This is a genomic window from Arthrobacter sulfonylureivorans (assembly GCF_047607445.1).
GTDB lineage: Bacteria > Actinomycetota > Actinomycetes > Actinomycetales > Micrococcaceae > Crystallibacter > Crystallibacter sulfonylureivorans_A.
In genome coordinates, this window is record NZ_JBLKRT010000005.1 from 65,050 (window position 1) to 86,557 (window position 21,508).

Consider the following 21,508-nt stretch of genomic DNA (forward strand, 5'->3'; position numbering starts at 1 on the left):
GCTTCAGCTATGACCGTGAGCAGCCCTGACCATCTGGACGATACCGACCTTGCGGCCTGGCTGGTGCGCGCCGCCGGAACCCTGGCCAATGGAATGCGGTCGGGGGTGACCACCTTCGAGGAGAAGACCAGCATCTCCGACGTCGTCACCGCTGCCGACCATGCCGCGGAGACACTGGTGGTGGACACGCTGCGGGAGCTGCGGCCGGACGACTCGATTCTGGGCGAGGAAGGCTCCAGCCACCAGGGAACGTCGGGCCGGACCTGGGTGATCGACCCGGTGGACGGGACCTACAACTTCTTCACCGGCGGCCACTATTGGTGTTCGGCGCTGGCGCTGACCGACGACGTCGGCTCCCGGTTGGGGGCGGTCTACCATCCCGCCGAGGACGTGTTGTGGCTCGGCGGCCGGGACCTGCCCACGGCCCGCAACGGCCTGCGGGTGGGTGAAATCACCAGCGCCCCGCTGGCGGCCAGTTGCGCAGCGGCGTACCTGCACCATACCTACCTGCGGGAAGAGGCCGCGGGCGAGCCCTACCTGCGCACGTTGCTGGGTTCGGCCACCTACCGTTCCTGGGGGTCCGCGTCCTGCGAGCTGGCGGCCACCTCCGCCGGGCTCTTCGGGGTCTGGTACCAGCAGGGGCTGCCGGACTGGGACTGGCTGCCGGGCAGGGCCCTGGTGGAAGCGGCCGGCGGGACCACCGCCGTCGTCGAGGTGGATGGCTACCGCTGGTCGGTGGCGGGCGGAAGGCAGCAGGTCGCAGAGGCGGTCACCCTGTTGCAGGGGTGAGGCGGATCGGGTTTCCGTGCCGGCCGACGTGGCATAGTGGGGCTGTGGAGAAGACCTACGAAACCATCCAGCTGGAATGCCTGGGCGAATTGGCCACGCTTGTCATCAACCGCCCCGGCTCGCTCAACTCGCTGAACACCCAAGTGGTGGCAGACCTCGCGCAGTTCGTCGCCGACATCCGGTCGCCTGAAGGGCAGGAAGTCCGCAGCATCCTGATCACCGGCGCCGGCGAAAAGGCGTTCGCGGCCGGCGCCGACATCCGCGAACTGGCGTCGATGGGGCCCGACGAAGCGGAGGCACACAGTGCGGCCATGCAGGACCTCACCCGCTTGCTTGAGACCTTGGACCTCCCCGTGATCGCCTGCGTCAACGGGTTCGCGCTGGGCGGTGGCCTTGAACTGGCACTGGCCTGCGACTTCATCTACGCCACGGAGAACGCGAAGTTCGGTCTGCCGGAAGTCGGCCTGGGCCTCATTCCAGGCTTCGGCGGCACCGTACGGCTCCCGCAGCGGATCGGCCCCGGTTTGGCCAAGGAGCTGATCTACACCGGCCGCAGCATCGGCGCCGCAGAAGCGCTGCGGATCGGCCTGGCCAACGCGGTCTTCGCCACCAAGGACGACATGCTGGATGCTGCGGCAGCCACCTGCCGGGAAATTTCCGCGAAATCCCCGGCCGCCGTCGCGAACGCCAAGCGGACGGTCGATGCGGCGCTCGGCCTGCCCACCGACGATGGACTTCTAGTGGAGCGCCAGGCCTTCGGGAAGGCCTTCACCACGGAGGATTCACGGATCGGCCGGGAGGCCTTCCTCGACAAGGTGGCGCCCGCCTTCACCGGGCATTAAAGGCGGGCGCGGGCTGGACGGTGGCTGGAACCGGCCAGGAACCTTTCGGCAGGATTCGGAATCGGTCAGTGGGTGGTGCGGTGCCAGGCTGGGTCGTACTGGGTCGCGAGTCGGGCCAGGGTCAGTGCGGCCAGCATCAGGCCGAAGTCGCGCAGCGCCACGTCGTAGAACCCTGACAGTGTCAGCAGGTTGATGATGATGCCCGCCAGCCAGAGGGCCACCACGTAGGCGGCGTAGCGGGGCTTGATCCAGACCAAGATGCCGGCGGCGATCTCGACGACGCCGACGATCAGCATGGCCGTATGGGCACTGAAGGGGAGCAGATTGACAAGCCAGGGTGCCAGGTACTGTTCCCAGTCGGTGAGCAGATTGAAGAACTTGTCCAACCCCATCAGGATTGGCAGGACGGTGAACCCCAGCCTGAGCATCCAGAAGGCGCCGTAGGCGGGCTCGGTCCGCACCCGCTGCAGCGTTGGAGTGGTGGTAGCCATCGGAACCTCCGGTAAATTCTAAAAACCGAATAAGTATTTTTAGAATCCTCCGAACCGGTCCTAAAGTCAATGGCCTGTGGCCGCACGCCGCTAAGGCTCGGGACGCCACGCCTCGGTCTGGGTGAGCCGCTTGATCACGGCGGGACCGCCGATGCTGGCCAGGACGGAACGCTCGCCGACGATCACCAGCAGGCTGCGTGCCCGGGAGGCGCCCACGTAGAGCATCTCGCGGGCCCGCTCAGGGTCCGCGAACCCGTTGACGGCCAGCACCACCACGGAGCGTTCCAGTCCTTTGAAGCCCAGCACGTTCCCGTAGAACACGTCGCTGTCGTCGAAGAAGGCGTCCCAATATCCCCGCCAGCCGAGCGCGTCCACGTCCTGCTGCTGTACCGGGTGCTTTCGCTTGGTAGTCAGCAGGGCAACCTGCTGCGGTGCCCAGCCTTCCCGCTCAATCAACTGGTTGACGGCATCATCGGCCCGTTCAATGACGGCGTCGGCCGACGCCTCCACCATCCGGATCCGGGGCCCGGAGAGGCCCCGGGGGATTGCCAGTTCGGTGGACAGCGCGCCGGACAGTGCGGCGATCTGCTTGGTATTGCGCAGGTTCTCGTTCAGCACGAAGGGCGGCGCCTCGATCGGCGGCCGGCCTTCGCGCCCGAAGATCCGCTGGTCGTCGTCCATGAAAACATACAGCCCGCCGGCATCGGGATCCTTCAGGCAGACCAGGACTGACTCCCACCAGAGCGCACCGAAGTCCTGGCCTTCATCAACCACGACGGCGTCGAAGAGTTCCCGGTCCGGTTGGAGCTTGGCCAGGCGTTTGAGCGTGCGGGGCAGGTAGTGCTCGTAGTACTGGTTGGTCAGCAGCCTGGGATCCAGTGGATGGTGCGCGCCCCAGCGCACCGGCAGGTCGTGGAACATGCCCACGTGGGCGGGGCGCTCGGCCGGTTTCCAGCCGGCGGTTTCCGTCTCGAAATAACGGGCAAGGCCCCGGCTGTAGCAGAGCAGCGCCACCCGTTGTCCGCTGCGGGCCAGCCTCCGGGCCTGCTCCAACGCCAGCCACGTCTTGCCCGTTCCGGCTCCGCCGATGATCCGCGCGCGCTGCTGGTTTTTCAGGACGTCAAGGATGGCGGCCTGGTCACGGGTCATTTGGTCGGCGCGGCCTTCATGCTCTGCTGCGGCGGAGAGGGCACCGTTGCCCTGCAGCGGTCGCGTCAGCTGCGCCAGGATGCGGTCGGCGACGTCCGGAGCGGTGTCGCCGTCGCCGTCGCCGCAGAAGTTGATCGCCTCCCGGACCGCATCGTCCGGGTACTTCAGGTCCTGGCTGCCGATGACCATGGCCCGCCGCAGGCCGGGAATGTCCCAGTGCCGCGGGACCGAAGTGTAGGGAAAGGCCAGCAGATGAGCGAAGCGGACCTGCCGGCCGAGCCCCAGTTGGGCGCCGAGATAGCGCTGGAGCATGTGCCGGCCGTCCTGGACCTGGATCAGCGGGTCTTTGATCCGGTGCTGCTGGCCGTTGCTGGCCTGGTGCCACTGCCCCGCGTCGTAGCTGACGTGGCCGCCCTTGACTTCGATGGCTGCGATTCCGACACCGGGCCAGATGACCAGCAGATCGATTTCCCGCTCCGCGCCGTTTTCGATGAGGTTGACCGAATGCAGCAACGAAGCGGACGGCGGCAGCGTACGCACCAGTGCGTCCCAGACCTCCCGCTCGGCATGCCTGTCCCGGCCGAACTCAGGCTGTTCCGGAAAACAGCGCGGCATACCGCCCCCCTCAACATCAACGCAGTGGTTTACCACACAGACTACCTAATGCCGGTCATCGGCCCGCCTGCGCCAGAGAAAGGCGGGTTCGCCCGCAGGCATCGGCTTTGAATGATCAGCAAACGTGGCAATTCGTTGCCGTGCTATCGGCCGTTCTGTAGCGTTAAGGCAGGTGGCTGCTGACGAAAGCGGCGCACGTGGCGCCGTTCCTCAGCGGATGGAGGATGATCATGGCAAGTGTTGATGAAACCATTGAGATCGCCCGGCCCGCCGAGACGGTCTACGCCGAATGGCTACGTTTTGAGTCCTTTCCCTCTTTCATGCACGGTGTGAAGTCCGTGATCCAGACGTCCGACACCACCCACCATTGGGTCACGAAAGTGGGCGGCGCACAGCGCGAATTCGACACCACGGTGACCGAGGAAGACCCTGGACGGCGGATTGTCTGGAGCGGCGAGGGCGGCGTCAGGCACAGTGGGACCGTGACCTTCGGTGCGGTCGATGCTGAGACCACGTCCATGCATGTTCATATCGACTGGCAGCCGGGTTCCCTGCTGGAGAAGGTAGGCTCCGGGCTGGGCTCGGACCACCGGGAGGTGCGCAACGAGCTGTGGCGCTTTAAGGAATTCGTGGAATCGGGAGGATCGGAAACCCACGATGTGGGGGACAAGCAGTTCTACGGCGGAACCTTTGCGGGCGGTTTCCCGCCCAAGTTATCGTCGCAGCCGGACATCCCCCGCAACGAGGACGCCAATGCCTATAGCCGAGATCCGGACCTGAGCGAGGCGGAGCCCCGGGGACTCCACGTCAGGAGGCATGGCCAGGCGCGGGAAGGCCACGACGAACCGCGCGAATGGGCCGATGATCCGATGCTGGACGACCCCGCGCTGCGCGAACCGCGGGCCAAGGACGACAGCACCGGTTCAACCAGCTAGCGATGCTGCAACTGGGGACGGCTGGTTAGTGCCGCAGTCAGGAACGCACGCCGATCCGTTCGATTGACTCCGTCGCCCGCTGCGATAGCTCCTCGGACAACGGCGCGCTCTTGGCGGAGTCCGCCGCATCTGCCTGGCCTTCGGGGCTCAGGACATACTGTCCGAAGGCCTTCACCAGGTCCACCTTGCTCTGGTCCTCATACGTCGAGCAGTAGATGTGGTAGGACACCAGCATCAAGGGGTAAGCTCCGGCCGCGGTGGTCGCCCGGTCCAGTTCCAACGCCAAGTCGTGTGCCGGCCTGCCTTCCACCTGCTTGGCCTGGTCGAGCGCCGTGGCGGCTGCTTCCGCGCTGACCGGGACAAAGCTGTCACCGACTTTGAGGTTGGTTTTGCCCAGCGGCGCCCCGACGGCGGAATCGTCGGCGTAGGTCACGGCGCCTTTGGTGCCGGCCACCATGCTGACGACGCCGGTGGTCCCCTGGGCGTTTTCCCCGGCGAATTCAGCGGGCCAGGTGTCGCTCGGCTCTGCCGTCCAGGAGTCGGGCACAACGGCATGGAGATACTCGGTGAAGGTCTCCGTGGTGCCGGAGTCTTCTGAGCGGTTCACTGGCGTGACCGGCAGGTCGGGCAGTTCGACGCCCGGGTTGTGCTTGGCGATGGCGGGATCGTTCCAGGACTTGATGTCTCCCTGGAAGATCTCTGCGATGGTCTCGGCATCCAGATTCAGCTCGGTGATGCCGGGAAGGTTGAACGCCACGGTGATCGGTGAAATGTAGGCCGGGACGTTGAAGGCGCCGTCCGGGCCGCAGACCTTCCGCGACTCTTGCAACTCTTCGTCGTCCAGGAACGCGTCCGAGCCGGCGAAATCGACGGCACCGGCCAGAAAGGCGGTGCGGCCGGCACCGGAGCCGTCGGGTGAATACTGCACCTGCGCATCGGTGTGGAGCAGGCCGAATCCGGCCACCCAGGCATCCATGGCGGCGTTCTGCGAAGACGCGCCGGCTCCGGTCAGCGTGCCGGAGAGCGTGGAGCCCTGCTGAGCGGCGGATTCTTGCGCCGGACCCAGCGGGTAATCGGAACCGCAGGCGGCCACGGACAAGGACAGGAGGACGGCGGCACCCAGGGCGGGCACGCGAAATTTCAGCTCAGGCATCCGCACCAGCGTACCCGTGCGTTGGCGCGAACCCCAAGGCGCTATCGTCCCTCCAGGTCTCTGACGGCAGGACCTTCCAGTACCTTTCCTTCGGCGCTGAAGCGGGATCCATGCAACGGGCAGTCCCAGCTGGCTTCGGCGTCGTTCCAGGACAAGACGCCGCCCAGATGCGTGCACACCGCACTGACCCGGTGCGTGGCGGAATCCACGGTGCACACGCCGACCGGCCGTGCGTTCTCACGCACCACTGTTCCCTGCCCCTCGGGCGGTGCGGTTTGCGTGGTCCGGGTCAGCCCGCCCAGCCATCCGGACAGCATTTCCAGCCCAACCGACGCGTTGGTCTCGGCCGTGCTGGCGGCATCGCGCCCGGAGATGCGGGACTTGTAGAGCTCCTTGGCCCAGTGGTTGTCCCCGCCCAAGATGGAGGCGGAGAGTGCCAGCGCAGCGGCAACCCCGTTGGTCATGCCCCACTTGTTGAAACCGGTGACCACGAGGATCCGCTTTTCGCCGGGCAGGACTGGTCCGACATACGGCAACGAACCGGCGGGTTCATAGTCCTGGGCGGACCAGGTATGGGTGGGTTCGGCGCCGGGAAAATGTTGCCGGGTCCAGCGCAGCAGGTCTTCGACAAGTCCACGGGTGTGGCTCTGCCGTCCGACCACGTGGCCGTTGCCGCCAACCAGCAGGAGCTCCCGGCCGCCATGCTGAGCGGTCCGCAACGAGCGGGTGGGCGCGTCGATGGAGAGATACATTCCGGCCGGAATGTGGCCCGGGACCGTGAAGGCGGCGGCATAGGACCGCTTGGGCGTCAATACGCCGAAGTGGCCGCCGCGGTTGAGCATGGGCGTCCCGGTAGCCAGCACCAAGGTGCCGGTCTGGACGTCGCCCAGGCGGGTGCGCACCGTGACGGTCCGTGCGCCGGTGCCAGCGCCGCCGTCGTTCGCATGGCCCACACCCGTGACCCGGATGCCCTCGAAGACCGACCCGCCGCGGCTGCGCAGTTCCGCAACCAGCGCGGCGAGCAGCCGCATCGGGTGGAGCTGCGCCTGGTCCGCCAACCGCAGCATGCCGGTGACAGCGAACGGCAGCTCGCCGGAGCCGGAGACCGTCTCCACCGGCAAACCGGCGGCGTGGCTGGCGCGCTGCTCGGCGGCAAGATCATCCGCTCCTTGCGGAGTCGTAGCGTACGTGTAGGCGTCGCGCCGGTCGTACCCCACCTGGTGTTCTTCGCAGTACCGCAGAATCCACGCCTGCGCTTCCTGCTGTGCCGCAACATAGGCAGCGGCAGCGGCGGAATCATGGTGGCTGCTGATGCGGGAGAGCTGGCCGCCCTGCAGCAGGGACACTTTGGCGGTGGTGTGGCCGGTGGTGGCGGCGCCGATGGACCGGGCCTCCAGCACCGCGACCCGCTGGCCGGCCCTGGCGAGCAGGACCGCCGTGGACAGCCCGGTCAGACCGGCGCCGGCGACGACCGAATCGAACCCGGACTGGCCGGTATACGTATCAACGGGGATGCCGTCTGCGGTATCTAGCCAGAGCGAATGCATTGATGCTGTCCTTTCGGCCTGTACTACACACCACACCCCGTCCGCGCTGGCGCGTCAAGGCCCAAAGTGCACGGACACCTGACAGGATGGAAGCAATGACGGCCGGCGGAAGGCGGAGGGCATGAAAACTGCGGTGCTGATGATCGATTTGCAGAACGCGTACTTCGAGGACCCCGCGTTGGCCAGCCGGCGGGAATCCGTGGTGGAGGCGGCAAACCTGCTGATCAGGACCGCGACGGCGGCGCAGGTACCGGTGCTGCTGGTGCGCACCGAGCATCAGCGCGACCGCTCGACCTGGACGTTGAGCATGCTCGATGACGACCAGGGCTTCATCTTCGAGGGCAGTGAACAGGCCAGTTTCCTGCCGGGGCTGCTGACCGATGGACTGGAAAGCATCGTCAAAACCCGCGACAGCGCGTTTTTCGGTACCGGTCTCGCCGAGCGGCTGCGCCGTGATGGGGTGGAACGGCTGGTGCTGGCGGGCGTCGCCACACACAACTGTGTGGCGCAGACGGCGGCCGATGCGTTTGCCCACAACTTCCGCGTGGTCTTCGCCAAGGATGTCATTGCCTCGACGAATGAAGACTATGCCGGCTCCATGCTGCAGATCCTCAGCGACGAGTACCGCCAGCCGGTGCTGGGGCGGGGTGCGATAGCCGAGCTGCTGGCGGGAGCCCGCGAACGCTAAACTCCGCTTAATCCTCCGAGAGCAGGTGGCACCAGGAGTCCGTCAGGGTCTCCAGGCAGGTTTCGCGGTCCACGAACCAGCCGGTGCTGATCCATCGCTGCGAGAGGTACTCGAGTTGGCCGAAGGCGAGGACGCACCGGATACGCCGGCTGGACGGATCAAACCGGTCGGCACGGTCGAGGCCGGACGTCATGTCCGCCGCCACGTCGCGGAACCAGTCCTCCAGGGTGTTGGCGACCTCGGGTTCGATCGGGGCTGCCTGGTAGACCGCGTGGAGGTAGGGGCGGGTTGCCTCCCACTGGTCGAACTTGCGGTTGAGCCAGGTCCGGATGAGGTCCCGCTTTCCCAGCTCCACCACGGTTGACAGAGACGGGTCGTCCACGCTGGTGAGGATGGCGTCCACTGTCTTGACCACCTCGCTCATCAGTTGGGCCTTGGAGGCGAAGTGCAGGTAGAACGTGGTCCGGGTGGTGCCGGCGCCCGCCGCGATGTCGTCGATGGTGGTGGCCGCATAGCCCTTGGACTCGAAGAGTTCCAGACCCGTATCCAAGAGGAGTTGCCGGGTCTGCTGTTTCTGGACTTCGCGGAGTGTTGCCATGCGTCACAGGATAGTCGTTGGCGCAGCCGTCTCCTGACAGCGCGAGGGTTGCGGCGCGGAGTGTGGCCCTGCTGACACGGTCCCGGCCCGCGAAACCGCGCGGAATACTGCCACACTGACCAGTGAAACGACGTTACAAACTTTCACTTGACAGCGTGTTGTCTGACTCACTAGTGTAGTCCGCATCACAGAGCCTGTAGTTCGGATCGCACTTCAGTTGCATTGCCGCAAATAGGTCCCCAGGCCCACCCCGCACATTCATGTGCCACCCGTTCCGCACCATCAAGGAGTTCCACATGAGCCAGGGCCAGGAGACCATCGCGTCACCGCAGTCCTACCCACCGCCGCAGGCACCGCCCGTTGACGCCGCGCCGTCCCGGGCCAAAGGCACCTTGGCCGCTGCCTCGCTGGCGGTGATGGTGGCGCAGATCGCCAACGCGTTGCCTGGCGCCCTGAACGGCGAGTTCCAGTTGACGTTCAACACTTTTGGCTCCCAGCTGACGTGGATTACCGCGGCCTTTATGATCCCCGTGGTGGTCTTCGAACTGACCTTCGGTGTGTTGGGCGACAAGTATGGCCACCGCAAGCTGGTGCTCGGCGGTGCGCTGCTGGTCATGATCGGTTCGTTGGTCTGTGCGATCTCCCCGACCGTCCAGGCCATGTGGATCGGCTCCGCCATCAATGGCCTCGGCGCCGGCGCCATTTTCCCGGCGTCGCTGGCCCTGGTCGCGTCGGTGGCCCGGACCATGCAGGAGCGGGTGCGAGGCGTCGCCATCTGGGCAGGCTTCCTGTCCGCCGGGTCGGCCCTGTCCCCCCTGCTCGGCGGAATGTTCGCCGGCTTCGGCTGGTGGCGCGGCGCGTACGCCGTCGTGGTGCTCACCGGCCTTGCCGCCCTGCTGCTCACCGCGCTGCGTTCTGCCGAAGCCAAAATGGCCCGGGAGCGCCGGCTGGACCTCTGGGGCCAGATCACCTTTGCGCTGGGCCTGATCCTGATTCTGTTCGGCCTGGTGCAGGGTCCCGAAGACGGCTGGACCGCCTCGCATGTGGTGGCCGCCCTGGTGGCCGGTGCAGTCCTGCTGGCAGTCTTCGTGGCGATCGAACTGCGGGTTGAGTCGCCGCTGCTGGAGCTGCGGCTCTTCCTGAACCGCCAGTTCGCCATCTCCTCCATCGTCGCCGTGGTCGGTATGTTCGCCTTCCTGGGTGCCTGCTTCTCCACGAGCATGTGGCTGGGCCCGGTCCAGCACCAGAATCCGCTCTACCTCGGCCTGCTGTTCCTGCTGCTGCAAGGCCCGGCGTTCGTGTTGATTCCGGTGCTGTCACGGCTCCAGGCCAGGATCTCCTCCCGCTGGTTGATGACCTTCGGCTTCCTGGCCATGGCCGTGGGTGCCCTCATCAACTCCAACGCCGACGTGACCAACCGGGACGTCACCACCTTCGTGCTGCCCTCCCTGCTGGTGGGTTTGGGCTTTGCCTTCACCTTGAGCCCGATGACTGCCGTTGCCGTGAACTCCGTGCCGCGGGAAATGACCGGCATGGCCAGCGCCACCACCAACCTGCTGCGTGACCTCGGCTTCGCCCTGGGGCCCGTACTGGTGGGCGCCATTGCACTGTCGGCCGCGGGCGGCCAGTTGATGGCCTCGCTGCAGACCTCCGGTTTGGCACCGGACCAGCTGGGCCCGGCGATGGGTATTGCCGAAGCGGGCGGCCCCATCGCGCTGAACAGCATTCCTGAAGGTGTTCCCGGATCGGGCGCAAGCCAGTTCGCGCTCGAGGCTTTGGGCAGCGGGTTCACCCAAGCCTTCCTGGTGATTGCCATCGCGGCCCTGGCTGCGGCCTTGCTCAGCTTCTTCGGGCTGCGCGGCGTGCGCGAGATCGATCAGGAGGCAGTAGCAGTGGAGGCCGCCGCTTAGCCGGCCCCGCAGAAACAACGAAGCCGGTCATCCCAGCGGGATGACCGGCTTCCGCGCGCCGTACCGGCGGAGGCCGAACGCCGCTAGTGGTTTGCGTCTGGTTGCAGGCGGCGCACGAACGGGGCGCAGACGACGGCAACCAGGCCCAGAATGCCGCCGACCGTGAAGGCGACCCGTACGCCGTCGACCAAGGCGACGTTGTCCGCGATGCCGCTTGACGCCGCCATGGTGGTGCCGACAGTCATGGCTGCGATCAGCACTGCAGTGCCGGCGGCGCCAGCCAGCTGCTGCAGGGTGTTCATGATGGCGCTGCCGTGGCCGTACTGTGCGCGCGGCAGGGCGCCCAAGGCGACGGTCATCAGCGGCGTCATCAGCATGGCCATGCCGATGCAGAACACTGTATGGAAAGCGACGATCACGGCGATCGGCGTATCAATGTGGACGCTGCCCAGCAGCCACTGTCCCCCGGCCAGCAGGACGGCGCCAGGAATGACGATGGGGCGAGGGCCGACCTTGTCATAGACGCGGCCGACGATCGGGGACACGATGCCCTGGATCAACCCGCCCGGGAGCAAGGCCAGACCGATGGTCAGAGTGCCCAAGCCCATGCCGTTCTGCATGAAGATGGGCATGACCATGACGGTACCCAGCATGGTCGCCATCGCGATCATGACGATCACCACGGAGATCCGGAAGTTGTGCACCTTGAACGGACGCAGATCCAGCAGGTCCGATTCGGTCTTGCGCAGCGCACGCTGGCGGTTGACGAACAGCACCAGGGCGATCACACCCACCACGAGGGCGGCGATCGGTGCCCACGCCCCATCCATCAGGTCCGCAATGGAGGAGAGCGCGTAAACGATGCCCCCGAAGGCAAAGGCGGACAGGATGACCGAGAGGACATCCAGCGGAGCCTTGCGGGTCTCCCGGCCGGTGTTGATCGCGACGACGCCGAAAAGGAACACGATGATGGCCACCGGAATCATCAGGCCGAACACCCAGCGCCAGCTCAAGGAGTTGATGATGGCGCCCGACAGGGTGGGGCCGATGGCTGGCGCTACGGAAATCACCACGGAGTTCAAGCCCATCACCGTGCCGCGGTGCTGGACCGGGACGGAGGTCAGCGTGGTGGTCATCAGCAGCGGAAGAATAATCGCGGTGCCGGCGGCCTGGACGATGCGCGCGATCAGCAGGACCGCGAAGGTCGGGGCAACGGTGGCCAGCGCCGTGCCGACGATGAACAGCAGCAGCGCGGCGACGAAGAGGCCTTTGGTGGTGAAACGCTGGAGCATGAAGCCGGTAGTGGGAATGACCACGGCCATGGTCAGCATGAATCCGGTGGTCAGCCATTGCGCGGTGGTCGCCTGGACGTTGAGGTCGGCCATCAAATTGGGAAGGGCGACGGTCAGCACAGTCTCGTTGAGGATCATGATGAGCGCTGACAAGACCAGAGCGGTAATCGCGGCGGCGACGCGCTTGGGCGAGATCCTTTCCGGCTCCACGGCGCGCGCCGCCTCCACCTCTCCGGGCGGAAGTTTCTCCTCGAGGACGTCTTTCATGAACACCTTTTCTGATCGAGTGGAAGTGGACGGCAGACCCGCTGCCTAATACTTACAAAAGTATAAGTGTAACTAACAAGGGAAACCGACGGCGCAAGGCTTCAGATCGGTTCGCTGATCAGGGCGGCCAGGCGTTGGAGTGCCGGAAGGCTGTCCGCGAGCTGCTCTTGCTCCTCGGGACGGAGCTTCCCGGCCGCAGCTGCCAGTGAATCGGCCCACGCTGTCTCCAAAGTCGTTCGAATGCGCTGTGACTCCTCGGTCGGGTGCAGCGTGACGTAACGTTTGTCGGCGGCGTCGCGGATGCGGGTCACCAGTCCTCGCGCAACTAATTCCCGAAGCTGCGTACTCACGTTGCTGAAGTGCCGGTCCAAGCGGGCGGCGACTTCGGCGACAGTGATGCCGGGGTGGGATTCGATGACGCGCATGATGTCCAGCATGCCGTTCGGCAGCAGCGGGATTCCGGCATTCTCATGCGATTTCCGGCGCACATCGGAGGAAATGTCGATCAGCGCCACGGCAAGCTGGCGGTGGTCCACGGCGCGGCCCTGCACGGCGCCGGGCGGGGTGTTCTCCATCCCCCAAGCATAAGTTGCGGCCCTGGGCAGGATGTCGGATAACAGTCAGGACCTCGATTTCCGTCCATCGGGTGGAACCCTAGCCCGCGGGCAGCGTGCCACGTAGCCTGAGGTGACTACCGCCAGAAGGGACGTGCCATGGACCAGGACATCCAGAAGTACATCAGTGCGCTGGTCGAGAAAGAACAGCAACTGCGGGATTCCACGCCGGAGGAGCCGGACAAGGCCGCGGCCCGTGCAGCCGAACTCCGCCGTCTAGAAGAGCAGCTGGATCAGTGTTGGGACCTGCTGCGCCAACGCCGGGCCAAGCGAAAGGCCGGCGAGGATCCCGGCGAAGCGGAGACCCGGCCGGTCGATGAAGTGGAGCATTACCGCCAATAGGGCTCCGGGGGCAGTACCGTGGGCGGGGGAGTCAGGCGCCCTTTGACGCTTTCGACTTAGAGCCGGGTTTCTTCTTGGAATCGGAGGTACCGGAAGACGACTTGGCTTCCCGGTTCTTCTCGACGCTGCGGCGCAATGCATCCATCAGGTCCAGGACCTTGCCGCTTTCTGCCTCTTCCTCTTGGCCGAAGGTCTTCTCGGTGTCCAGCGCCTCGCCCTGCTCCAGCTTCGCTTCGATCAGGGTGCGCAGCTGTTCCTGATACTCGTCGGTGTAGTTGGCGGGGGTGAAATCCGAGGAAAACGAATCCACCAGTGCCGCCGACATCTCCTTTTCCTTGGCGGAGATGCGAACCGTTTCTTCCAAGGACGGGAAGCTGGCCTCCCGCACTTCGTCCTCCCAGAGCAGGGTCTGGAGCATCAGGACTTTGCCGCGGACACGCAGCGCGGCCAGCCGGGACTTTTGCCGCAGCGCGAACTGCACGATAGCCGTGCGGTCCGTATCCTCCAGCGTCTTGCGCAGCAGCACATAGGCTTTGGAGGACTTCGAGTCCGGCTCCAGGTAGTAGCTGCGGTCGAACATGATCGGGTCGATCTGGTCGCTCGGCACGAACTCGACCACTTCGATTTCCCGGCTCTTTTCCACCGGCAGTGACTTGAAATCCTCGTCGGTGATCACCACCGTGTGCTCGCCGTCGTCGTACGCCTTGTCGATGTTTTGGTAGTCGACCGTCTTGCCGCAGACCTCGCAGCGGCGCTGGTACCGGATGCGCCCGCCGTCCTTGTCGTGGACCTGATGCAGGCTCACGTCATGGTCTTCGGTGGCACTGTAAAGCTTGACCGGCACGTTGACCAGCCCGAAGGCCACGGCTCCCTTCCAGATGGCTCTCATGGCACTAGTGAACACCCGCAGGCAGTACAAAGCCAGAGGCAAGCTACTAGCCAACAGGGCAGTCGGCGGAGAGACTGGCGGTATGGCCACCCGGAAATCCAGTCAGCAGGAGACCGTCACTGTCGACGGCCACCGGCTCAGGCTGACCAACCTGGACAAGGTGCTGTATCCCGAGACCGGGACCACCAAAGCGGAGGTCATTGCCTACTACTCCGAGATCGCCGAGTACCTGATTCCGCATGCAGCCGACCGGCCGGTCACCCGGAAACGGTGGGTCCACGGCGTAGGCACCGCCGCAGAACCGGGCCAGGTGTTCTTCCAGAAAAACCTGGACAAGTCGGCGCCGGACTGGGTCAAGCGGCACTCTATTGAGCACAAGAGCACTATCAACGTCTACCCCCTGGCCAATGACCGGGCAACGTTGACCTGGCTGGCCCAGATTGCTGCCTTGGAAATCCACGTTCCGCAATGGAAATTCGGTCCGCGCGGCAAGATCAACAATCCGGACCGGATGGTGCTGGACCTGGACCCCGGTGAAGGAGCGGGACTGCCGGAGTGCGTTGAGGTGGCGTTCCTGATCAAGGACATCCTGGAGGGGATGGGGCTTGACCCGAGGCCGGTCACGTCCGGTTCCAAGGGGATCCATCTGTACGCCGGGCTGGACGGCAAACAGACATCGGACGAGGTCAGCCAGGTGGCCCATGAACTGGCACGAGTGCTGGAAGCCGACCATCCTGACCTGGTGGTCAGCGACATGAAGAAGTCGCTCCGCAAGGGCAAGGTACTGGTGGACTGGAGCCAGAACAACTGGGCCAAGACCACCATTGCCCCGTACTCGCTGCGTGGTCGGCCGCATCCCACCGTGGCAGTGCCCAGGACCTGGCAGGAATTGCAGGACCCGGATCTCACCCATTTGGACTTCCAGCAGGTGCTGGAGCGGGTAAAGCAGATCGGTGACCCGCTCGCGGGGATGGCCGGCGGCCGCGCTGACGAAGAGTCGCTGGCCGCGGCGCCGGCGGCCGACCGGCTGAGCGTCTACCGGTCCATGCGCGACCCGGACCGCACACCCGAACCGGTACCGGCAGCCGTCTCGCAGCGGGAGCCGGAGGGCGGGCCGGTCTTTGTGATCCAGGAGCACCACGCCCGCCGGCTGCACTATGACGTCCGACTGGAACACGAGGGGGTGCTGGCGTCCTGGGCTGTGCCCAAGGGCCCCCCGGTCACCACCGGCAAGAACCATTTGGCCGTCCAGACCGAGGACCACCCGATGGAATACGCCACCTTCGAGGGCACTATCCCCAAGGGCGAATACGGCGCCGGGGTGATGACCATTTGGGACAGCGGCACCTATGACGTGGAGAAATGGCGGGACGGCAAGGAAGTCATCGTGGTGCTGCACGGCAGCCCGGAGGGCGGTTTGGCGAACGACGGCGGTCCCGCCGGATCGCGCCGGTACGCCTTGATCCACACCGGGAGCGAGGGCGGCAAGAGCAACTGGTTGATGCACCTGATGAAGGACCAGCCTCGCGCAGAAACCGGGACGGGCCGGGGAACACCGGACAAGGATAAGGACAAGGACAAGGGGGTGGCCGGCGCACCGGCGGGGGTCCTGGAGCGTGCGGGCGACCGAAGTCACGCAGCCCGCGCTTCGTCGGTCGGCGCCGGGGCCGCGCCGGGGCAGGCCGGTGCGCCCCAGCCGGTGAAGCCGATGCTGGCGGTCCAGGGCACCGAGGCATCCATCGACGAGGACGACGGCTGGGCGTACGAGATGAAATGGGACGGGATCCGCGCCGTCGCCGTCGTGGCGCAGGGCAAGGTGCAATTGGTCAGCCGCAACGGCCTGGACATGACCAAAACCTACCCGGAGCTGTTGGACCTGCCGGATCATGTGTTGGCCCAAACGGCGGTGCTGGATGGCGAAATCGTTGCCCTCGATGCCAAGGGACGGCCGGACTTCGGCCGGTTGCAGAACCGGATGAATTTGGTGAAGGACGCCGATATTCAGCGGGCGGCCAAGAAGTATCCGGTGGAGTATTTCCTCTTTGATTTGCTGGAATTGGACGGAACGGCAACGCTTGGGCTGGAATACTCCCAACGGCGCGAAATCCTCAAGGAAGCGGTGGAAGCGCCCGAGGACGGACACATCCAGGTTCCGCCGGAACTGGACGCAGCGGTGACGGAAGCTGTCGCAGCCAGCCGGGAGGTGGGCCTCGAGGGCATCATTGCCAAGCGCACGGACAGCAACTACGCGCCGGGCCTACGGACAAGGAGCTGGATCAAGATCAAGAATCATCTGACCCAGGAAGTGGTCATTGTGGGCTGGCGGCCGGGCAAGGGGTCCCGTGCCCGCAAGGTCGGCTCGCTGCTGGTGGCGGTGCCCAACGGGGTGGAACTGAGCTACCTTGGCCGCGTCGGGTCCGGCCTGACCGAACGAGAACTGGCCGAAATCGGATCCCGGTTGAAGAAAATGTCCCGCAAGACGCCGCCGCTAGACGGCGTGCCGGCAGCGGATGCCTCGGACGCGCACTGGGTCAGGCCCGCGCTGGTCGGCGAGGTTCAGTTCAGTGAACGCACCGAGGCCGGAAAACTGCGGCACCCTGTCTGGCGGGGCTTCCGGCCGGACAAGAAGCCGTCGGACATCGTCGTCGAAATTCCGCAGCTGATGCCCTGACCTGGCGGACCCAAAAGCTTAAAAGATTTTGCACCGAACCCCTATCATTCTGCGGATGAATCGTTAGTCTTTACCCAGAGGAACTTCAGGGGGAAGTTTCCGGGGGATGTTTCTTGGGGAAGAAGGCAGAACCTCATGGGGAGTTCATTTAAGCCGACTATTCGCGACGTGGCCGAGCGGGCCGGAGTCTCGCTGGCAACGGTGTCCTATGTCCTGTCCGGGCGGCATGGGGGGTCGACCCGGATCAGCGAGCCCACCAAAGCCAGAGTGGTGGAGGCCGCGAAGTCGCTGGGTTATGTGCCCAACCACGCGGCCCGCGGCATGCGGCGCGGGCGGACGGACACAGTTGCCGTGGTGGTGGAAAACCTGGATTCGGCCTGGGATCGGCAGCTGGCCGAAGTGGCCAACCGTGTGTTGCCGGAACACGGCTACCGCGTGGTGGTCCTCCTGGGCCAGGAGGCGTGGCGGAACTTCATGCTCTCCGGCGGCGCGGACGGCGCCATCCTGGGGTTCAGCACCGAAACGCCGGAGGAAGACCACACGCTGCGCGACCTCGCGGACCGCGGCGTGGCCCAGGTGGTGGTGTCGCAGTTCCAGCAGCCCGACGGCTTCGATGTGGTCTCCGTCGACGCAGAAGCCGGCATCGCGCAGGCGGCCGCCTATTTGGCGGACAGGCACAGCCGCATCGCCGTGCTGCACCGGGGCGGGCCTGCACCTGGCCCCCGGGGTACCCGGCTGGGGCTGTTCCGGCAGGCCATGGCCGACCTCGGCGTGGAGCTGGACGAGAACCTGATCCGGGCCACGCATGGGTCCTGGCGAGAGGCGTACCAGGTGGCAGGCGAGCTCCTGATGCTGGCCGATCCGCCCACGGCGTTCTTCACCACCGCGGATCTGGAGGCACTGTGCGTTTCCGGTTCCGCCACCGCGGCCAAACTCCGGATCCCGGACGATGTGGAAATCATTTGTGTGGAGACCTCGGACCTGGGGCACTACTTCGACCCCCCGTTGACGTCGGTGGGCCCGGATCCGCTGGTAGGCACAGTGGTGGACCTGCTGATCGACCGACTGGAGGGGCGGACGGCCCAGAGCAGTGGACGCCTGGTGCCTGCGCCGTGGAAGCTGCACCACCGAGGAACCACGGTGGCCGGCGTGTCCGGCGAGGAGGCGGCCGACGGCTCCGACGAGGCAGCCGACAGCGTTTCCAACGGGGTGCCCTAGCCAGCTGACACGGGAGCCGGGGCTACAGTTCAGGGATGGACTGCACGCGGCACAGCTACGGCCCGGATCCCAGTCAGTATGCCGAACTGTACCTGCCGGACCGGCGGCGGTACCGCGCCGTCGTCGTCCTTATCCACGGCGGTTACTGGCGCGCCGCCTACGCGGCCGATCTGGCACGGCCGCTGGCGGCGGACCTGGCCGGTCGCGGCTGGATCTGCTGGAACGTCGAGTATCGCCGGGCGGGCAACGGCGGCGGCTGGCCGGAAACGTTCGACGACGTTGCCTCCGGTATCGACCAGCTCGCCATCGAGGCGCAACGGCTGGGATTCGCTGCCGATCATGTGGTGGGGCTAGGCCATTCGGCGGGAGGCCAGTTGGCCGTGTGGGCTGCCGGACGCGGCCGGTTGCCGTCGGGGGCTCCGGGATTGCGCGCGCCCGGAGCGGCTCCACGGGTGGAGTTCGACGCGGTGCTCAGCCAGTCCGGGGTGTTGGACCTGGCGCGTGCCCGTGAACTGGGCCTGAGCGACGGGGCGGTGGAGAACCTGCTGGGCCCATCCAGGGACACGTCCGCGGCGGACGCTCCCGCGGCACCGCGTGCGGGCGGTGACGGCGGAGGAACGAAAAGCGCAGGCACGGACGTCACTGGAGCGGAAACCACCGAAACGGAAGGCGCGGGATTGGATGGATCCGACCCGTACCGGCTGGCTGATCCGATGTGGAACCTGCCGGTGCCGGCGCCGGTCTTCGCCTTCCATGCGGACCAGGATGCGGACGTGCCGCGGGAGCTGTCCGAGCGGTATGTTGCGGCCGCCCAGGCAGCTGGCGGCCGGGCCAAACTGATCCTGGTTCCGGGGGACCATTTCGACCTGATCAACCCTGCCACGGAGGCGTTTGCCCGGATCCGGAAGGTGCTGGCGCGGCTGGGCTGATACCGGTGCCGCAACCGGCGCCGCTCTGCTACCTTGGCAATGTGCTCACGGTCATAGGCGAGGCGCTGGTGGACGTGGTCCGGTCCGATACCCGACCGCCCCGCGCGCATGTTGGCGGAAGTCCCATGAACGTGGCGGTCGGGTTGGCGCGGCTGGGCCATTCCGTTCAGTTCGTGGGCCGGTACGGCAAGGACCAGTTTGGGGACCTGATCCACAGCCACCTGCGGCGCAACTCCGTCCTGGTGCCGCTGGACCCGGACGGCTCGCCCACCAGCACCGCCACCGCCCGCCTGGATCCCACCGGTGCGGCCCGCTATTCGTTCGACCTGCTCTGGGAACTGCCGGAGCTCGATCAGGTCAGGCCGCGGTTGCTCGACGAGACGGTCTGGCTGCACACCGGCTCGATCGCCACCATGCTGGAGCCGGGTGCGCACACCGTGTTCAGGACCGTGCAGCGGGCGCACCCGCGGGCACTGGTCAGCTACGATCCGAATTGCCGGCCCACACTGATCACCGACCGGGACTTTGCCCGCCGGCAGGCGGAGAAGTTCGTGGTGCTGGCCGACGTGGTGAAGGCCTCCGACGAAGACCTGCGGTGGCTGTACCCGGACCGCACCGTCGAGGCGACGGCTCGGGACTGGCTGAAACAGGGTCCGGCCGCGGTGGTGGTCACCAGCGGCGCGAAAGGCAGCTGGGGCGTGGTCCGTGCCGGAGCGGTGGCAGCCAGTGCCCCGGCGGTGTCCGTGGTGGACAGCGTCGGCGCCGGTGACGCCTATATGTCCGGGCTGCTCGATGCCCTGCTGCAGGCTGGGTTTTCCGGGTCGGCGCGGCGGGAGAGGCTGCGGGACATGGCCACCTCCACACTCGAAGACCTGATGACCCACGCGGCCCGGTCTGCCGCCGTCACGGTCTCCAGGGCGGGGGCGAACCCGCCGCATCGGGACGAGTTGGCCTAGCCCGGCGCCCGGTCGGCCGCTTCGTCCCTAGACTGGTGCAATGCGCCTCATCGCCAGCGACCTGGACGGAACCATCATCGGGAGGGACGGGAAGATCAGCCCCCGCACCGTCCGTGCCTTCCGCAGTGCCGCGGCCGCCGGCGTCGAAATTGTCTTCGTGACCGGCCGCCCGGCGCGCTGGCTCAGCCCGTTGGCCGAGCAGATCGGCCACCGGGGCAGGGTGATCTGCTCCAACGGGGCCGTGGTCTATGACCTGGTGTCCGGGCAGGTTCTCTCGGCGCAGGCGTTGCCCTACGAGAACATCCTCGACGTGCGCAACATCATCCTGCACCTGCATCCGTCGGCGACCTTCGCGGCGGAGACCACCGAGGGGTTTCAACTGGAGCCGGGTTTTATCCAGCCAGGCTCCGTGGAACTGCTGGACGGCATCGTTCCCCAATTGCTGCCGGACAGTCTGCGCCGCACCGATTCGGTGGTCAAGCTGCTGGCCCGGGGCACCGACCTCGATCCTGATGATTTCCTGGCAGAGGTCGGCCCGGCGGTAGGCCATCTGGCGGCGGTGACGCATTCGGCGCCGGGCAATCCGCTGCTGGAAATGGCACGTCCGGGGATCAATAAGGCGGTCACGCTGGCGGAATATGCGGGCTCGCTGGGCATTGATGCCCGGGATGTGGTGGCCTTCGGCGATATGCCCAACGACATCGAAATGCTGCAGTGGGCCGGGGCGGGGTACGCCTTGGCCTCTGGGCATCGGAGGGCACTCGAAGCGGCGCCGTTCCGGGCTCCAGCATTCAAGGACGACGGCGTCGCCCAAGTGATCGAGGAACGCCTGGCGGGACGCCAGCAAACTCCGCGCGGACCGTTGGCCACCGCCTGATCCGCGGTTTAGGAGCCGCGGCCCACTCCGACCGCCGCGGCCTGCGGCCGGCTGTCGGGTCCTTCGGAAAGATACCGGCGGGCAAACCAGCTGGGGCCGACGGTCCGCTGCCTTGCGGACAGGGCCAGGTCGGCAAAAATCAATTCTTCGAAGAGGCCCGCCTCCGCGGATACTCCGGTGCCCGGTGCGGCAATGAAGCTGCGCCCCGGGCCGTTCCACGCCACGGCCTGCCCAGATCCGCCCTGGCGGGCCAATGCCCGAAACCAGCCGCCCCGTCCGGCGCTGCCGCCGGACACCACGAGCAGTTGGGCGCCCTCGTCGGATACCGACCGGCCGGTCCGGCGGACGGTGTCCCCGGTGGCTGAACCGGCATCGTCCTCGGTAGCGAGATTGATCAGCCGCCCATTCAGTGGCACCACAGCGGTTGAGTCCGTGCAGGCCTGGAGCTCGCCGGCGGCGTCCAGCAGCCAGAGTTCCGTCCCCGTGCCCGCGCGGTTCCCAGCGCCGGTGTCGGTGCCAGCGGCAGCGGCCACCCCGTGGTGTGCCGCAAGCCTGCCGAGCTCGCGGCGGAAGGCCGGCGGGAAACCCGAGGGCAGGACCAGCAGCTCGGCGCCCAGTCCGGCCGCCTGTTCCAGCCAGCGCTGGCTGCGCACCGCTGCGCCATCGCCGTGCAGACCGGCAGCCTGCACAAGGGCAACGCGCATGAATTCCTCCTGGTCGGCAACGGTGGGCGGGC

Annotated in this window: 20 protein-coding genes; 11 read left to right on the top strand and 9 right to left on the bottom strand. The window is 66.4% G+C overall.

Annotated features, from left to right (window positions below; translation table 11 throughout):
• The first annotated feature begins 9 nt into the window (after positions 1-9).
• Positions 10-789 (top strand): inositol monophosphatase family protein, encoded by a 780-nt coding sequence (locus ACMX2H_RS03795; RefSeq protein ID WP_414959029.1) that lies wholly within the window; start codon positions 10-12, stop codon positions 787-789.
• A 44-nt stretch (positions 790-833) separates the two neighbouring features.
• Positions 834-1,631: an enoyl-CoA hydratase/isomerase family protein gene (locus tag ACMX2H_RS03800; RefSeq protein WP_414959030.1), complete on the top strand. Its 798-nt coding sequence runs from the start codon at positions 834-836 to the stop codon at positions 1,629-1,631.
• Between the two features lie 65 nt (positions 1,632-1,696).
• Here ACMX2H_RS03800 and ACMX2H_RS03805 read toward each other — a convergent pair whose 3' ends face one another.
• Complete coding sequence (locus ACMX2H_RS03805) at positions 1,697-2,122, bottom strand: hypothetical protein (protein ID WP_414959031.1); 426 nt, start codon at positions 2,120-2,122, stop codon at positions 1,697-1,699.
• A gap of 90 nt (positions 2,123-2,212) precedes the next feature.
• The gene (locus ACMX2H_RS03810; RefSeq protein ID WP_414959032.1) at positions 2,213-3,886 is read right to left on the bottom strand and encodes a nuclease-related domain-containing DEAD/DEAH box helicase; all 1,674 of its coding nucleotides are present in this window, start codon (positions 3,884-3,886) and stop codon (positions 2,213-2,215) included.
• Positions 3,887-4,116: 230 nt separating this feature from the next.
• Here ACMX2H_RS03810 and ACMX2H_RS03815 point away from each other — a divergent pair, with 230 nt between their 5' ends.
• Positions 4,117-4,821 (top strand): SRPBCC family protein, encoded by a 705-nt coding sequence (locus ACMX2H_RS03815; RefSeq protein ID WP_414959033.1) that lies wholly within the window; start codon positions 4,117-4,119, stop codon positions 4,819-4,821.
• Between the two features lie 37 nt (positions 4,822-4,858).
• Here the strand turns inward: ACMX2H_RS03815 and pstS are convergent, their stop codons facing one another.
• Together pstS and ACMX2H_RS03825 are read right to left on the bottom strand one after the other, a co-directional pair.
• Positions 4,859-5,974: a phosphate ABC transporter substrate-binding protein PstS gene (pstS, locus tag ACMX2H_RS03820; protein WP_414959034.1), complete on the bottom strand. Its 1,116-nt coding sequence runs from the start codon at positions 5,972-5,974 to the stop codon at positions 4,859-4,861.
• Positions 5,975-6,015: 41 nt separating this feature from the next.
• Positions 6,016-7,521 carry an FAD-dependent oxidoreductase gene (locus ACMX2H_RS03825; RefSeq protein WP_414959035.1) on the bottom strand — a complete coding sequence of 502 codons (1,506 nt, stop codon included), beginning with the start codon at positions 7,519-7,521 and terminating at the stop codon, positions 6,016-6,018.
• A gap of 121 nt (positions 7,522-7,642) precedes the next feature.
• Between ACMX2H_RS03825 and ACMX2H_RS03830 the strand changes: the two genes are divergently transcribed.
• Positions 7,643-8,209 (top strand): cysteine hydrolase family protein, encoded by a 567-nt coding sequence (locus ACMX2H_RS03830; RefSeq protein ID WP_414959036.1) that lies wholly within the window; start codon positions 7,643-7,645, stop codon positions 8,207-8,209.
• 7 nt (positions 8,210-8,216) lie between these two features.
• Here the strand turns inward: ACMX2H_RS03830 and ACMX2H_RS03835 are convergent, their stop codons facing one another.
• Complete coding sequence (locus ACMX2H_RS03835; protein WP_414959037.1) at positions 8,217-8,807, bottom strand: TetR/AcrR family transcriptional regulator; 591 nt, start codon at positions 8,805-8,807, stop codon at positions 8,217-8,219.
• Between the two features lie 296 nt (positions 8,808-9,103).
• On the opposite strand from ACMX2H_RS03835, the gene ACMX2H_RS03840 reads away from it, so the two are divergent.
• Complete coding sequence (locus ACMX2H_RS03840; protein WP_414959038.1) at positions 9,104-10,717, top strand: MFS transporter; 1,614 nt, start codon at positions 9,104-9,106, stop codon at positions 10,715-10,717.
• Positions 10,718-10,800: 83 nt separating this feature from the next.
• Here ACMX2H_RS03840 and ACMX2H_RS03845 read toward each other — a convergent pair whose 3' ends face one another.
• Complete coding sequence (locus tag ACMX2H_RS03845; protein WP_414959039.1) at positions 10,801-12,276, bottom strand: MDR family MFS transporter; 1,476 nt, start codon at positions 12,274-12,276, stop codon at positions 10,801-10,803.
• Positions 12,277-12,377: 101 nt separating this feature from the next.
• Entirely contained in the window at positions 12,378-12,851 is a 474-nt protein-coding gene (locus ACMX2H_RS03850; RefSeq protein ID WP_414959040.1) for a MarR family winged helix-turn-helix transcriptional regulator, read from the bottom strand.
• Between the two features lie 138 nt (positions 12,852-12,989).
• Between ACMX2H_RS03850 and ACMX2H_RS03855 the strand changes: the two genes are divergently transcribed.
• Entirely contained in the window at positions 12,990-13,232 is a 243-nt protein-coding gene (locus ACMX2H_RS03855) for a DUF2630 family protein (protein ID WP_414959041.1), read from the top strand.
• A 31-nt stretch (positions 13,233-13,263) separates the two neighbouring features.
• On the opposite strand, the gene ku is transcribed toward ACMX2H_RS03855, so the two are convergent.
• Positions 13,264-14,121, bottom strand: a complete 858-nt coding sequence (ku, locus tag ACMX2H_RS03860) for a non-homologous end joining protein Ku (protein WP_414959042.1) — start codon at positions 14,119-14,121, stop codon at positions 13,264-13,266.
• Positions 14,122-14,203: 82 nt separating this feature from the next.
• Between ku and ACMX2H_RS03865 the strand changes: the two genes are divergently transcribed.
• From ACMX2H_RS03865 to ACMX2H_RS03885, 5 genes are all read left to right on the top strand, one after another.
• The gene (locus ACMX2H_RS03865; protein ID WP_414959043.1) at positions 14,204-16,792 is read left to right on the top strand and encodes an ATP-dependent DNA ligase; all 2,589 of its coding nucleotides are present in this window, start codon (positions 14,204-14,206) and stop codon (positions 16,790-16,792) included.
• A 135-nt stretch (positions 16,793-16,927) separates the two neighbouring features.
• Positions 16,928-18,010 carry a LacI family DNA-binding transcriptional regulator gene (locus ACMX2H_RS03870; protein ID WP_414959044.1) on the top strand — a complete coding sequence of 361 codons (1,083 nt, stop codon included), beginning with the start codon at positions 16,928-16,930 and terminating at the stop codon, positions 18,008-18,010.
• 35 nt (positions 18,011-18,045) lie between these two features.
• Positions 18,046-18,939, top strand: coding sequence for an alpha/beta hydrolase (locus tag ACMX2H_RS03875; protein ID WP_414959045.1), 894 nt, complete (start codon positions 18,046-18,048; stop codon positions 18,937-18,939).
• A gap of 41 nt (positions 18,940-18,980) precedes the next feature.
• Positions 18,981-19,895 carry a carbohydrate kinase family protein gene (locus tag ACMX2H_RS03880; RefSeq protein ID WP_414959046.1) on the top strand — a complete coding sequence of 305 codons (915 nt, stop codon included), beginning with the start codon at positions 18,981-18,983 and terminating at the stop codon, positions 19,893-19,895.
• A gap of 40 nt (positions 19,896-19,935) precedes the next feature.
• Positions 19,936-20,772 (top strand): HAD family hydrolase, encoded by an 837-nt coding sequence (locus tag ACMX2H_RS03885; protein ID WP_414959047.1) that lies wholly within the window; start codon positions 19,936-19,938, stop codon positions 20,770-20,772.
• Between the two features lie 8 nt (positions 20,773-20,780).
• Here ACMX2H_RS03885 and ACMX2H_RS03890 read toward each other — a convergent pair whose 3' ends face one another.
• Positions 20,781-21,476, bottom strand: coding sequence for a hypothetical protein (locus tag ACMX2H_RS03890; RefSeq protein WP_414959048.1), 696 nt, complete (start codon positions 21,474-21,476; stop codon positions 20,781-20,783).
• Positions 21,477-21,508 lie beyond the last annotated feature (32 nt).